A 13830-nucleotide genomic window follows, 5' to 3' on the forward strand; every position below is an offset into this window, starting at 1 on the left:
CCCGGACGTGCGGTGGACGTACCGGCACGTCAAGATGGTCAGCGGCCATACTGGCGGGCACGAACGGCACCACCGATACCGGATTCCTTAGGAGTCAACCGTATGAGCAATTCAGCCCAGATCGGCGTCACGGGTCTCGCGGTCATGGGCCGCAATCTCGCCCGCAACTTCGCCCGCAACGGCTACACGGTCGCGGTGCACAACCGGACGTCGGCGCGGACGCACGCCCTGGTGGCGGAGTTCGGGGACGAGGGCGAGTTCATCGCGGCCGAGACCGCCAAGGACTTCGTGGCGGCGCTGGAGCGGCCCCGCCGCCTGGTCGTCATGGTCAAGGCGGGCGAGCCGACCGACGCGGTGATCCAGGAGTTCGCCCCGCTCCTGGAGCCCGGCGACATGATCATCGACGGTGGCAACGCGCACTTCGCCGACACCCGGCGCCGTGAGCGCGAACTGCGCGAGCAGGGCATCCACTTCGTCGGCATGGGCGTCTCCGGCGGCGAGGAGGGCGCGCTGCACGGACCGAGCATCATGCCGGGCGGGCCGAGGGAGTCGTACGACTCGCTCGGACCGATGCTGGAGAAGATCTCGGCGAAGGCGGCCGACGGGGCGCCCTGTGTGACCCACGTCGGTCCGGACGGCGCCGGGCATTTCGTGAAGATGGTGCACAACGGCATCGAGTACGCCGACATGCAGCTGATCGGTGAGGCGTACCAGCTGCTGCGCGAGGTGGCCGGCTACTCCCCCGCCCAGATCGCGGAGATCTTCCGCACCTGGAACACGGGCCGCCTCGACTCCTACCTGATCGAGATCACGGCCGAGGTGCTGGCCCACGTGGACGCGGCGACCGGCAAGCCGTTCGTCGACGTGGTGGTGGACCAGGCGGAGCAGAAGGGCACGGGGCGGTGGACCGTGCAGATCGCGCTGGACCTCGGGGTGCCGGTGTCCGGTATCGCCGAGGCCGTCTTCGCGCGGTCCCTGTCCGGGCACGCGGCGCTGCGGGACGCCTCGCGGCACCTGGCCGGCCCCAAGGCGACGGCGCTCGGCCCGGACGAGGCGGCGGCCTTCGCCGACCGGGTGGAGCAGGCGCTGTACGCGTCGAAGATCGTGTCCTACACCCAGGGCTTCCACGAGATCGACGCGGCGCGCGCCGAGTACGACTGGGACATCGACCTCGGCGCCGTCTCGGCGATCTGGCGGGGCGGCTGCATCATCCGGGCGGCGTTCCTGGACCGCATCCGCGCCGCGTACGACGCCCGGGCGGACCTGCCGAGCCTGCTGTCCGACGAGACGTTCGCACGCGAGATCGCCGAGGCGCAGGACGACTGGCGCGAGGTGATCGTGGCGGCGACCCGGCAGGGCGTCCCGACCCCCGGCTTCGCGGCGGCCCTGGCGTACTACGACGCGCTGCGCGCCGAGCGGTTGCCCGCGGCGCTGACGCAGGGGCAGCGGGACTTCTTCGGTGCCCACACGTACCGGAGGGTGGACCAGGAGGGCTCGTTCCACACGCTGTGGGGTGGGGACCGGTCGGAGGTGTCCGCCTAGCGGCCGGGGGCTGTCCGGTCGCTCGGGCGGCGGGGGCGTGGGGGCTGGTCGCGCAGGTCCCCGCGCCTCTCGCTTCAGACCTCGCCCTCAGGAGAGCGGTGGGCCTGGTTCCGGGTTCGGTACCGGTTCCGGCCCCGGTGGGATCGGGGACGGCGTCGGGTCCGGGACCGGCTGAGGGCCCGGAGGTGTGGGCGCGGGGGGCGGCGGGCCCGGGGTCGGCGGCGGTTCCGGAGTGGGGACGGGGTCCGGGGTGGGGACGGGATCCGGAGTGGGGGTGGGGCCCGGGGTCGGGTCCGGGTGGACCGGGTCCGGGTAGGGGTTGGTCATCGTGTCCTCCAGCCTGGGGTCAACGTCGGCTCTCTGGACTACTGCCCCGCGTACCCCGCCTCGCCCGGACAGTCACCCGCCTGGGCCCCGCTGTCGCTCAGAAACGGCCGGGGTGGGCGACCAGCCACTCCTTTGCCGCGCGCAGGAGTTCGGGGTCGGCGGGCGGGGCCTCCTCGGGGTGGCGTTCGGCCCACTTGGTGACGTACGGGCACAGGGGGGCGACGACCGTGGCCTCGCGCTCGGCGATGGCGTAGAGCTCGCGGGCGAGGGAGCCGGCGATGCCCTTTCCCTCGTGGGCGGGCTCGACGATGGTGTGGACGGGGACCAGGGCGCTCCCGGGGCTGTCGAGGACGAAGTACTCGATGTGACCGACCACTTCGTCACCGGCGAGCGCCTCCAGGCGGCCCGCCGCCCGGTCGTCGCGGATCTCGGTCTCGCTCATGGGCACGCTCCTGGTCCCTCTGGTCCCGTCAGGCCGGTACGGCCTGCGGGCTGCGCTCCTGGTCCGAGCCCGGCACCGGTTCGGACGGGTCGGCGCCGAGGGCCACGATCCGGTTGTCGCGGTCCACGTGCACGACCCGCGGCTGCAGCGCCCGGGCCTCGGCGTCGGTGACCTGAGCGTAACTGATGATGATCACCAGGTCTCCGGGGTGGACGAGGTGGGCGGCGGCGCCGTTGATCCCGATCACACCGGAGCCGCGCTCACCCTCGATGACGTACGTCTCCAGCCGGGCGCCATTGGTGATGTCGACGATGTGGACCAGCTCGCCGGGCAGCAGATCGGCGGCGTCGAGCAGGTCCGCGTCTATGGTCACCGATCCGACGTAGTGCAGGTCGGCCTGGGTGACGGTGGCGCGGTGGATCTTGGACTTGAACATGGTGCGCAGCATCGATGCACTCCTGGGGAGATAGGCTCCCTGCCTGCGTTTTTGCAGGTCAAGGGCTGTCTCGACACTCTACCGGCAGCGGCGCGGTGGCGACCGTGACGGTCACCACAGTCGATGCCGTCAGCACGCGTCCTCGTCCAGCTTCTCGACCACCCGCGCGGAGATCTCGCCCAGCGTCCGCAGCTCGGCGGGGGTGACATGGTCGAGGAACAGTCGGCGCACCGCTTCCACGTGGAGCGGGGCGGCCGCCTCGATGGCCGTACGGCCCTGCTCCGTGATCGCGACGAAGGCACCGCGCCCGTCCTCAGGGCATTCCTGCCGTACGACCAGACCCCGTCCCGCCATCCGCGCGATGTGATGGGACATCCGGCTCTTCTCCCATTCCAGGGCGCGGGAGAGATCCTGATAGCGCTGCCGGCCCTCCGGCACGTCCGTGAGATGGACCAGCACCGCGAAGTCGGCGGCCGAGATGTTCGACTCGGACTGCAGCTGCCGCGCGAGCCGCCCGCCGAGCCGCTCCTGCAGCCGGACAAAGCTCCGCCAGGCCTGCTGCTCCTCCGGCGTCAGCCAGCGCACCGTCTCCTCCATGGAGAAAGTGTACGTGTAGTTGACACTTCACCGAATTCGCCCCGCGGTCACACCCTTCGGTGCCCCAGCAGGTACGTCCGTACCGCCGCCGGCAGCCCCGCGTCGGCGGCGGTCGCGACCGGGGTCCAGCGCATCCGCTCCGGAGCGAGAGTGGCGCCGTCCGACGGGTCCTGGGTCAGAAGCTGGCACACCACGGTGGGTACGTCGTGCGCCGAGCCGAGGCTCTGGGTGCCGTCCACCAGGTAGCCGGTGAGTTCGTAGACCACCCGTGCCGCCGTCGCCTCGGGCGACTCCGCCGGCTCCGGAGCGCCCGTCGGCAGGCCCCATCCGCCTCGCCCGTCCACCATCAGCACCTGCCCGTCGTACACCACAACCGCCTGCACCTCCGGTGTCATCGCCGGTCCGCCCCTTCCTCCGTGGCGCTCCGGCCGTGGGGCCGGGCGATGCTTCCCTACCCACGTCGGCCGGGTGAGGCACCTGGTGAAGGAGTCAGGACGGTTTGCGTACGGTGCAGTGGAGGGTGTCCTTGACGACGTCGGCGACGATCGTGTCGCCCGGGTCGGCCACGCCGCCGAGGAGGAGGTCGGCGATGCGGTTGTCCAGTTCGGCCTGGATCGTGCGGCGCAGCGGCCGGGCGCCGAACTCCGGCCGGTGGCCGTGGGCGACGAGGAGCTTCTTCGCGGCGTCGGTGACCTCCAGGCGCATGCCCTGGGCGCGCACCCGGTGCTCACTGCGGGCCAGCAGTTGCTCCACGATCCGCGCCAGGTGCTCCTGGTCGAGCGCGTGGAAGACGATGATGTCGTCGATGCGGTTGAGGAACTCGGGCAGGAACCGTCCCCGCAGGTCCTCCATCAGCTCGTCCTTGATCTCCGACGTGTCGCCCTTGTGGTCGAGGATCCGGTGCGCGCCGATGTTGGACGTCATGGTGATCACGCAGTGCCGGAAGTCGACCGTGCGGCCCTGGGCGTCGGTGAGCCGCCCGTCGTCCAGGATCTGGAGCAGGGTGTTGAAGACGTCCGGATGGGCCTTCTCCACCTCGTCGAACAGCACCACGCTGTACGGCTGGCGGCGGACCTTCTCGGTGAGCTGGCCGGCATCCTCGTAGCCGACGTACCCGGGAGGCGCCCCGACCAGACGGGCGACGGTGTGCTTCTCCTGGAACTCGCTCATGTCGAAGCGGATCATGCGGTCCTCGTCACCGAACAGCAACTCGGCGAGCGTCTTGGCGAGTTCGGTCTTGCCGACCCCGGTCGGGCCGAGGAAGAGGAAGGAGCCGACGGGCCGGTTCGGGTCGCCCATCCCGGCCCGGTTGCGGCGTACGGCCTGGGAGACGGCGACGACGGCCTCGTCCTGGCCGACGATCCGCGCGTGCATCTCCTCCTCCAGCTTCAGCAGCCGGTCCTTCTCGCTCGCCGTCAACTGCGCGACGGGGATGCCGGTACGGCGGGAGACGACGTCGGCGATGTCGTGGGCGGTCACCGTGACCACGCCCGCGCGCCGCTCCTCGATCGCGGCCAGCTCGCCCTCCACCGCGGCGATCTCCTGCTTGAGCCCCGCGGCCTTCTCGAAGTCCTCGGCCGTGACGGCCTGCTCCTGTTCCCGCCGCAGCTTGGCGATACGCTCCTCGCGGTCGGCCACCTCGGTGGACCGTCCGGCGCTGCGCAGCCGTACCCGCGCGCCCGCCTGGTCCATGACGTCGATGGCCTTGTCCGGCAGGAAGCGGTCGCCGACGTAACGGTCGGAGAGCTCCGCCGATGCCGCCAACGCCTCGTCCGTGAACCGGACCTGGTGGTGCGCCTCGTAGGAGTCGCGCAGCCCCTCCAGGATCAGCACGGTCTCCTCGACCGTCGGCTCCGGCACCAGGACGGGCTGGAAGCGGCGCTCCAGCGCGGCGTCCTTCTCCACGTGCTTGCGGTACTCGTCGATCGTCGTCGCGCCCACGACGTGCAACTCGCCCCGCGCCAGCGCCGGTTTGAGCATGTTGCCCGCGTCCATCGCGCCCTCGCCGGCAGCGCCGGCGCCGACCACGGTGTGCAGCTCGTCGATGAACAGGATGATCTCGCCCTCGGCCCGCTGGACGTCCTCGATGACCTTCTTCAGCCGCTCCTCGAACTGGCCGCGGTACTGCGCGCCCGCGACCATGGCGGACAGGTCGAGCGAGATCACCCGCTTGCCCTTCAGCGTGGCGGGCACCTCGCCCGCGACGATGCGCTGGGCCAGGCCCTCCACGATGGCGGTCTTACCGACGCCGGGCTCCCCGATGAGCACCGGGTTGTTCTTCGAGCGCCGGGAGAGGATCTCGACCGTCTGCTCGATCTCCTCCGCCCGTCCCACCACCGGGTCGAGCTTCCCGGCCCTGGCCTCCTCCGTCAGGTCCCGGCCGTACTCCTCCAGGGTCGTGGCCGGTTCCCTGCGCGCGGGAGGGGTGTGGTCGCCGCGGGCCGCCTGCTCCAGCCTGCTCATGTCCTGGCCGTCGGCCCGCAGCAGCCTGGCCGCCCCGGAGTCGCCGCCGTCCAGCAGCGCGGCGAGGATGTGCTCGGGACCGATGTACGAGGCACCGGTCGCCTGGGAGCGGGCGTAGGCGGCGCCCAGGGTGCGCTTGGCGGCGGGGGTGAGACCGGGCTCGGCGGAGGGCTCACCGGCCTCGCGGGGCAGCACCTTGGCGATCTGGGTCGCGAGGGCGTCCGGGTCCACCCCGGCCTGGTCGAGGATGCCGCGTGCCGGGTCGACCTTCGTCGCCGCCCACAGCAGATGCTCGGTGTCCAGGTCCGCCGTGCCGTCCTCGACCGCCTTGCGGGCGGCGAGATTCAGCAGCTCCTGGGAGGACTCGGTCAGCAGCCGTCCGATCGGCACGCGCTGCACGGCCGGGGGCGAGGAGGCGGGCGACATCCCGAAGAAGCGGTTGAGCATCTCGCCGAAGGGATCGGCGGAACCGAATCCGAAGGACGACATCGACATGAGGGCTCCTGTCCCGCGAGATCGACAACATCCACCATCTTGGGCGAAAAAGTCACATACCGCTCATTCGCCGGTCTGTATGCGTCAGCCGGTGACCATGTCGGCGACCGGGGGACCGGACGCGCCCCCCATGTGCCGGGGCTCCGCCCCTACGATGACCGCCGGGGAGCGGAGGAAACATGATCGAGGACGTGGACGGCCGGGCCTATCGCCGGCAGCGATGGGCGGCGCGGACCGCGTTGGCGGCCGCCGGGCTCACGGTCGTCGTCCCCGTCGCCCTCGGTGGGCTGAACGGAGTACTGCTGCTGGTGTCCGGCGCGTTCGGGCTGGTGGTGACGGCGGCCGCGGCGTGGTGGACGGTGTCGCTGCGAGGGCCGCTGCGCTGGGTGGCGGCGCTGGTGGTCCTGGTCGTCCCCGCGGTCGTCGTCGCCCTGTTCGCCGTCACGCTGTTCTGGGCGCTGCCGGTGTCGCTCGCGCTGTGGGGCGTGGCCGTCTGGTGCGGCCGGTACGCCCTGCGCGGCACCGGGGTGCACCGGGTGCGGGAGCGCCGGTGCCCGCCGCCCCGGCGACCGTTCCTGATCATGAACCCGCGCTCGGGTGGCGGGAAGGTCGAACGGTTCGGGCTGCGGGAGCAGGCCGAACGGCTCGGCGCCGAGGTGCACGTCCTGGACCCGGACCGGCCGCAGGACGTCACGGAGCTGGCCCGGCGGGCCGTCGCGGACGGCGCCGACCTGCTCGGTGCCGCGGGCGGCGACGGCACCCAGGCACTGGTCGCGGCCGTCGCCGCCGAGCACGACCTCCCGTTCCTGGTCATCAGCGCCGGTACCCGCAACCACTTCGCGCTGGACCTGGGGCTGGACCGCGACGACCCCGCCTCCTGCCTCGCCGCGCTGGCCGACGGCGTCGAGATCCGGGTCGACCTCGGTTTCGCCGGGGACCGGCCGTTCGTGAACAACGCCTCCTTCGGCGCGTACGCGGCGATCGTGCAGAGCCCCTCGTACCGCGACGACAAGCTCGGCACCAGCCTGGAGCTGCTGCCCGACCTGCTCACCGGGCGGCAGGGGCCGCGGCTGATCGTCGTCGCGGGAGAGGAGATACTCAAGGCGCCGCAGGCCGTGCTGGTGAGCAACAACCCCTACCGGACCGGCGATCCCTTCGGTTTCGGGCGGCGCGACCGGCTCGACACAGGAGTGCTGGGCGTCCTCGGTGTACGGGTGGCGGGCGCGGCCGAGGCCACTGGGCTGCTGCTGGACCCGGAGCCGACGGGACTCGCCGTGCTGACCGCCCGCGAGGTCGTGGTGGAGTCGGACCGGCCGGAGGTCGAGGTCGGCCTCGACGGCGAGGCCCTCGTCCTGTCCGGCCCGGTCCACTGCCGTATCGCACCCGGCGCCCTCAGAGTCCGGGTCCCGCGTCGGCGCCGACGCCAACTCCACCTCGACTGGCGCCGGCTGCGCAAACTCGCCGCGGCCGTCGGCCGTACGGCCGCGCCCGGGCGCCGGTGGTGACCGAGCCCTCCGCGCTCACTCCGTCGCCGTCGGCCGCCGTGCGGCCCGGGTCGCGTCGGCGAGGTCGGCCAGGGGACGCAGCCGGTAGGTGTAGGCGTAGTCGCGGTTGGCGAACAGCTTGTACTCGTCGTGCGTGTGCGCGCCCCAGCTGTTGTCGCCGCCCACGCCCATCTGCCGGTGGCAGACCCGCAGGACGACCTCCTCGCGCGGGGTGATCTGGTAGTCGTGGCGCACTCCGGACGACAGGTCCTCCGGGGTGACGTGCGAGGCGTTGATCTCCAGCAGCGGTTCACCGCTGACGAGCAGCCCGACGCCCTCACGGTCGGTGAGCGCGGCCCAGCGGACGTCGGTCTTGTTGCCGTTCTCCTGCGGGCGGATGTACGGCGTCCACTGTCCTGAGACGGTGCCGGAGTACCGCCCCACGTCGGTTCCGTTGTTGCGGTCCCAGTGGTTCTCCTCGGGGCCGCGGCCGTAGTAGTGCAGTCGATCCAGGCGGCCGGGCAGCAGGAGCAGCGTGCCGACCTCCGGGATGTACGGCAGGGAACTCGCGCCCGGGTGCAGGGTGTTGTCGACCTTGATCTCGCCATTGCCGAAGACGGTGTAGGTGGTGCTGTACCTCGACTCCACCGTCGTCGGCAGGGTGCCGCTGACCTTGATCTCGACGGCCCGGTCCCGTACCGGGCGCACGGTCACCTCGGTCACCTTGCGGCGCGCGCCGGCGTCGCGCCAGGTCTCGTTGCGGGTGTGCTGTCCGTTTCCCTTGTCGTTGTCGGTGGGCGCCCGCCAGAAGTTGGGCGTGGGCCCGGAGGCCAGCAGCGCTGCGCCCGCCGCCTCGTAGGAGGTGATGACGCCGCTCTTCTTGTCGACGGTGACGGAGAAGCCCTCTCCGGTGACGGTGACGTCGTTCTCGCCGTCGACATGGGCGAGCGCGCGGACGTCGGCCAGTGGCACCGGGGTGACCTCGGGGCTGCCCAGGTCGAGGGGAAGCTGCTGCCGGGCCACTTCGAAGCCCGCCTTCGCCCACTTGGTGGGCTCCTTGGTGGTGAAGGAGAGTTCGAGGAAGTACTCGGTGCCCGGGGCGGGGTCGGCGGGCGGCTTCACGGGCACGGTGACGTTCTTGCTCGACAGCGGTGGCACATCGAGCTGGCCGCGGCTCAGCGTGCCGCGCTGCACCACCTCGCCGTCGGCGACCAGGAACCAACTGGCGTCGAAATCGCGGAGGTTGGTGAACAGGTTTTCGTTGGTGAGGGTGACGGCCCCCACCCGGCCGTCGGAGGCGGGCGAGACGTTGATCGCCTGGTAGACGCGTTTGACCTCGGCGGCCTTGCCGGTGTGCCCCCGGTCGGCGGTGACGATGCCGTCGGCGACGAAGTTGCCGTCGTTGGGGTTGTCGCCCCAGTCGCCGCCGTAGGCGTAGAAGGTCTTCTCCGCGGGCCGTTTCTCGGTCAGCTGGACGGTGGCCGCGTCGAACCAGAAGCGCACGCCCTCGTCGCCGGGGCCGCGCTGCTCGGAGGCGAGTTCGGCGGCGCTCAGGGCGCGCGCGTAGACGCGGGCCCGCCGGATGAGACCGCTGAACTCCCGGGTGGAGTTGTCGACATCGGTGGCCAGGGCGAGCGGCGCGGTGTTGCTGCCGGGGCGGCGGGTGGTGGTGCGGGTGGCCTTGGCCTCGCCGTCGACGTACAGGGTCAGCGTGCCCGCGTCGGCGTCGAACACACCGGCGACGTGGTGCTCGGTCCCGGCCCAACCTTCTTTGGGCAGGGCCCAGTTCACGCTGATCCACTGCCCGCCGCCGTGGATGAAGAACTCCAGGTTCCTGTTGTTCTGCTTGAGCGCGTATTGGGTGTCGCCCTTGGCGATGATCGGCTGGTGATAGCCCGTCACATGCGGGGTGACCCACGCCTCCAGGGTGAGTGAGCCGGTGAGGTCGAGCCGCGGGTCCCGGGCGAAGACGGTGCCGCCGTAGAGGCCCTTGGCGCGGTCGAAGGTGCCCGCGGGAGCCATGATCTCGCCGCGCAGGGCGCCGGGTCCGGTCTCGGTGAGCAGCTTGCGGGTGGGCGTCGGCCAGCTCAGCGACTGGTCGACGAAGTCCCAGATCCAGCCGCCCTGAAGCACGTCGTAGCGGCGGATCAGGTCCCAGTACTTCTTGAAGTTGCCGTTGGAGTTCCCCATCGCGTGGGAGTACTCGATCATGACGTACGGCCGGGTGTCCGCGGTGTCCTTGGCGCGGGACTCGACGCGGGCGGGGGTGTCGTACATCTCGGAGCGGATGTCGCTGATCCCGGGCCGGTCGTCGCCCTCGTACTGGACGACGCGGGTGGGGTCGTAGGACTTGATCCAGGTGTGCATGTCGACGAAGGTGCTGCCGGTGCCGGCCTCGTTGCCGAGGGACCAGATGACGACCGAGGCGTGGTTCTTGTCGCGGTGGACCATGTTCTGCGCGCGGGCCACGCAGGCCTTGCTCCAGTCGGGGTCGTCGCCGGGGAAACGGTTTCTGATGCCGTGGGTCTCCAGGTTGGTCTCGTCGACGAGGTACAGGCCGTACTCGTCGGCGAGTTCGTACCAGACGGTGTTGTTCGGGTAGTGCGAGGTGCGGACCGAGTTGATGTTCATCCGCTTGATGACCTCGATGTCCCGGACCATGTCGGCGCGGGTGAGGGCCGTGCCGCGCTCGGGGTGCGTCTCGTGGCGGTTGGTGCCGCGGAAGGACACCGGCTGGCCGTTGATGCGCATCAGGCCGTCGCGCAGGGCGAATTCGCGCAGGCCGACCCGGTGGGACAGGGTCTCGATCACCTTGCCGGACGGGTCGCGCAGTCTGAGCACCGCGGTGTAGAGGTGCGGGTGCTCGGCGGACCAGAGCTTCGGTGCGGGCACGGACTTGGCGGCGGTCACGGTCGTGTCCGCGCCGGGATCGCCCACCTTCGCGACCTGGGTCAGCGGCCGGGACCAGACGGCGTGCCCGCCGGCGTCGTAGAGCTGGGTCTCGACGGTGTACGACCCCTGCGTGCCGTCCGCGTAGGCGCGCACGCTCGCGGTGACCGACAGCTCGGCGGCCTTGTAGTCGGCGCTGAGCGGGGTGTCCAGTGTGAAGTCGCGCAGGTGGACGGCCGGGGTGGAGTAGAGGTGGACCGAGCGGAAGATGCCGCTCACCCGGATCATGTCCTGGTCCTCCAGCCAGTCGCCGTCCGAGTAGCGGTAGACCTCCACGGCGATCTGGTTGGTGCCCGGCCTCAGGTGGTCGGTGATGTCGTACTCGGCCGGGGTGTAGGAGTCCTCGTGGTAGCCGACGAGTTCGCCGTTGATCCACACGTAGTGCGCCGACTTCACGCCCTCGAAGTGCAGGAAGGTACGGCGTCCCGACCAGCCACGGGGGACGGTGAAGGTACGGCGGTACTGGCCGACCGGGTTGTAGCGGGTCGGCGCGGCCGGGGGCTGCGGTTCCTCGCCCAGGCCGTTGGGTCCCCAGTAGGGGTAGGTGATGTTGAGGTAGATCGGGCGGTCGTAGCCGTGCAGTTGCCACACCGAGGGCACCGGGAGGGTGTCCCAGTCGCTGTCGTCGACGTCGGTGCGGTGGAAGTCGGGGTCCCGGTCGTCGGGGCGGTCGGCGTACGCGAACTTCCAGGTGCCGTCCAGGCTCAGCCGGTACGGCGAGCGGGTGCGGTCGGCGGCCAGGGCCTGGGCGAGCCCCTCGTACGGCATGAGCGTGGTGTGCGGTGGCTCGGTGCCGAGCCGGAAGACGGCGATGTTGCCGTTCCATTCCGGGGTGCCGTCCGCCGCGTCGGCGCGCCGGACGGCGGCGGGGCCGGCGGAGAGGGCGAGTGCGCCGAGCACGGCGGCCCCGCCCTCCAGCAGACGGCGGCGGCTGACGGCCACGCGCTCGGGGCGGCCGGTGGGGGACACGGGTGGGTGCGGCATGACCGTGGCGCCTTCCTCGAAACGACAGGGACTGCACGTACTGAGGACACGTCAGATGCTGGTGAGCCAGCCACACCCTAGGACTCCAACAGAATCGAAGCAATCACCCCGTCCGTATCTGTTCGGTCCTGATCTGTTCGGGCTTCATGGCTCAGGCCGCCACGTCCGCGGACGGACGCTCCTCGAACTGCGTTCGGTACAGCTCGGCGTAGCGTCCCCCGGTCGCCAACAGCGCGTCATGGGTGCCGCGTTCCACGATCCGGCCGTCCTCGACCACCAGGATCAGGTCGGCCGCGCGCACCGTGGACAGCCGGTGCGCGATGACGACGGCGGTCCTGCCCTCCAGCGCCTCGGTCAGGGCCTCCTGGACGGCGGCCTCGGAGGTGTTGTCGAGGTGGGCGGTGGCCTCGTCGAGGATCACCACGCGCTGGCGGGCCAGCAGCAGCCGGGCGATGGTCAACCGCTGGCGCTCCCCGCCGGAGAGCCGGTACCCGCGCTCGCCGACCACCGTGTCCAGACCGTCGGGCAGCTCTCGCACGAGGTCGTCGAGGCGGGAGCGGCGCAGAGCGTCCCACACCTCCTCCTCGGTGGCGCCGGGCCGGGCCAGCAGCAGGTTGGCGCGGACCGTGTCATGGAACAGGTGGCCGTCCTGGGTGACCATGCCGAGGGTCGCCCGCAGGGACTCGGCGCTCACCTCGCGGACGTCCAGGCCGCCGACGCGTACGGCGCCGCCGTCGACGTCGTACAGCCTGGGCAGCAGGCTCGCGATGGTCGACTTGCCGGCGCCGGAGGAGCCGACGAGCGCGACCGTCTGTCCGGGCTCGGCACGGAAGGAGATCCCGCGCAGGACCTCGGAGCCGCCGCGGGTGTCGAGCGAGGCGACCTCCTCCAGGGAGGCGAGGGAGACCTTGTCGGCGGACGGATAGCCGAAGCGGACGTCGGCGAACTCCACCGAGACCGGTCCGTCCGGGATCTCCCGGGCGTCCGGCTTCTCCTGGATGAGGGGTTCGAGGTCGAGCACCTCGAAGACCCGCTCGAAGCTGACGAGGGCGCTCATCACCTCCACGCGCGCCCCGGCGAGGGAGGTCAGCGGGGCGTACAGCCGCGTCAGCAGCAGGGCGAGCGAGACGACGGCTCCGGGTTCCAGGCTGCCGCGCAGGGCGAAGAAGCCACCGAGGCCGTAGACCAGGGCGAGCGCGAGGGCGGATACCAGGGTCAGGGCGGTGATGAACGCCGACTGCGCGGTGGCGGTACGGATGCCGATGTCGGCGACGCGGCGGGCGCGAGCCGCGAACTCCTCGGACTCCTGCCCGGGTCGGCCGAAGAGCTTGACGAGGGTGGCGCCGGGGGCGGAGAAGCGCTCGGTCATCCGGGTGCCCATCGCCGCGTTGAGGGTGGCCGCCTCCCGCTGCATGCGCGCCATCCGGCGGCCCATCCGGCGGGCCGGGATCACGAACACCGGGAGCAGTACCAGCGCGAGCAGGGTGATCTGCCAGGACAGGGTGAGCATCACGACAAGAGTGAGCAGCAGTGTGACCAGGTTGCTCACCACTCCGGAGAGGGTGTTGCTGAAGGCGCGCTGGGCGCCGATGACGTCGTTGTTGAGCCGGGAGACGAGCGCGCCGGTACGGGTGCGGGTGAAGAACGCGACCGGCATGCGCTGCACGTGGTCGAACACGGCCGTCCGCAGATCGAGGATGAGCCCCTCCCCGAGCGTCGCCGAGAGCCGCCGGGAGAGGATGCCGAGCCCGGCCTCCACGACCGCGATGAGGGCGATCAACAGGGCGAGCCGGACGACCTCGCCCTCGTCGCCGCCCGAGACGATCGCGTCGACGACGAGTCCCGCCAGTACGGGCGTCGCCACCGCGAGCAGCGCGGTGACCACCCCGAGCACCACGAACCGCGCGATGCGCGCGCGGTGCGGACGGGCGAAGGCGCCGATGCGGCGGAGCGTGTCGCGCGCGAACGGGCGGCGCTCCTGTTCGGCGTTCATGACGGTGTGCAGCTGCGTCCAGGCTGTCGTCTCCATGCTCATGGGAGAGAACGTAGAACCTCAAGCTTCCTTGAGGTCAACGCGTTCTCCGGTACGAGGGTCCCGATGACCGGACGTA

9 protein-coding genes are annotated in these 13830 nt (G+C 71.2%); 2 read left to right on the forward strand and 7 right to left on the reverse strand.

Annotation, left to right across the window (positions count from 1 at the left end; translation table 11 throughout):
• Positions 1 to 102 precede the first annotated feature (102 nt).
• Positions 103 to 1542, forward strand: coding sequence for an NADP-dependent phosphogluconate dehydrogenase (gene gndA, locus ACWDRW_RS28915; protein WP_451727661.1), 1440 nt, complete (start codon positions 103 to 105; stop codon positions 1540 to 1542).
• Between the two features lie 424 nt (positions 1543 to 1966).
• Here the strand turns inward: gndA and ACWDRW_RS28920 are convergent, their stop codons facing one another.
• From ACWDRW_RS28920 to ACWDRW_RS28940, 5 genes are all read right to left on the reverse strand, one after another.
• On the reverse strand, positions 1967 to 2311 hold the full coding sequence (locus tag ACWDRW_RS28920) for a GNAT family N-acetyltransferase (protein WP_451727663.1): 345 nt from the start codon (positions 2309 to 2311) through the stop codon (positions 1967 to 1969).
• A 28-nt stretch (positions 2312 to 2339) separates the two neighbouring features.
• The gene (panD, locus tag ACWDRW_RS28925; RefSeq protein ID WP_451727665.1) at positions 2340 to 2759 is read right to left on the reverse strand and encodes an aspartate 1-decarboxylase; all 420 of its coding nucleotides are present in this window, start codon (positions 2757 to 2759) and stop codon (positions 2340 to 2342) included.
• A gap of 117 nt (positions 2760 to 2876) precedes the next feature.
• Positions 2877 to 3344 carry a MarR family winged helix-turn-helix transcriptional regulator gene (locus ACWDRW_RS28930; protein ID WP_451727667.1) on the reverse strand — a complete coding sequence of 156 codons (468 nt, stop codon included), beginning with the start codon at positions 3342 to 3344 and terminating at the stop codon, positions 2877 to 2879.
• Positions 3345 to 3391: 47 nt separating this feature from the next.
• Complete coding sequence (locus ACWDRW_RS28935) at positions 3392 to 3739, reverse strand: NUDIX domain-containing protein (RefSeq protein ID WP_451727670.1); 348 nt, start codon at positions 3737 to 3739, stop codon at positions 3392 to 3394.
• A 94-nt stretch (positions 3740 to 3833) separates the two neighbouring features.
• Positions 3834 to 6302, reverse strand: a complete 2469-nt coding sequence (locus ACWDRW_RS28940) for an ATP-dependent Clp protease ATP-binding subunit (RefSeq protein WP_451727673.1) — start codon at positions 6300 to 6302, stop codon at positions 3834 to 3836.
• 179 nt (positions 6303 to 6481) lie between these two features.
• Between ACWDRW_RS28940 and ACWDRW_RS28945 the strand changes: the two genes are divergently transcribed.
• Entirely contained in the window at positions 6482 to 7807 is a 1326-nt protein-coding gene (locus tag ACWDRW_RS28945; protein WP_451727676.1) for a diacylglycerol/lipid kinase family protein, read from the forward strand.
• A 15-nt stretch (positions 7808 to 7822) separates the two neighbouring features.
• On the opposite strand, the gene ACWDRW_RS28950 is transcribed toward ACWDRW_RS28945, so the two are convergent.
• Positions 7823 to 11719, reverse strand: a complete 3897-nt coding sequence (locus ACWDRW_RS28950; protein WP_451727679.1) for a glycoside hydrolase family 2 TIM barrel-domain containing protein — start codon at positions 11717 to 11719, stop codon at positions 7823 to 7825.
• 151 nt (positions 11720 to 11870) lie between these two features.
• Positions 11871 to 13748, reverse strand: coding sequence for an ABC transporter ATP-binding protein (locus ACWDRW_RS28955; RefSeq protein WP_451727724.1), 1878 nt, complete (start codon positions 13746 to 13748; stop codon positions 11871 to 11873).
• Positions 13749 to 13830: the final 82 nt, after the last annotated feature.

Source organism: Streptomyces sp. NPDC003635, assembly GCF_053587635.1.

Coding starts and splice junctions, on each gene's coding strand:
- gndA (WP_451727661.1), top strand. CDS start 103: ATGAGCAATTCAGCCCAGATCGGCGTCACGGGTCTCGCGGTCATGGGC.
- ACWDRW_RS28920 (WP_451727663.1), bottom strand. CDS start 2,311: ATGAGCGAGACCGAGATCCGCGACGACCGGGCGGCGGGCCGCCTGGAG.
- panD (WP_451727665.1), bottom strand. CDS start 2,759: ATGCTGCGCACCATGTTCAAGTCCAAGATCCACCGCGCCACCGTCACC.
- ACWDRW_RS28930 (WP_451727667.1), bottom strand. CDS start 3,344: ATGGAGGAGACGGTGCGCTGGCTGACGCCGGAGGAGCAGCAGGCCTGG.
- ACWDRW_RS28935 (WP_451727670.1), bottom strand. CDS start 3,739: ATGACACCGGAGGTGCAGGCGGTTGTGGTGTACGACGGGCAGGTGCTG.
- ACWDRW_RS28940 (WP_451727673.1), bottom strand. CDS start 6,302: ATGTCGATGTCGTCCTTCGGATTCGGTTCCGCCGATCCCTTCGGCGAG.
- ACWDRW_RS28945 (WP_451727676.1), top strand. CDS start 6,482: ATGATCGAGGACGTGGACGGCCGGGCCTATCGCCGGCAGCGATGGGCG.
- ACWDRW_RS28950 (WP_451727679.1), bottom strand. CDS start 11,719: ATGCCGCACCCACCCGTGTCCCCCACCGGCCGCCCCGAGCGCGTGGCC.
- ACWDRW_RS28955 (WP_451727724.1), bottom strand. CDS start 13,748: ATGGAGACGACAGCCTGGACGCAGCTGCACACCGTCATGAACGCCGAA.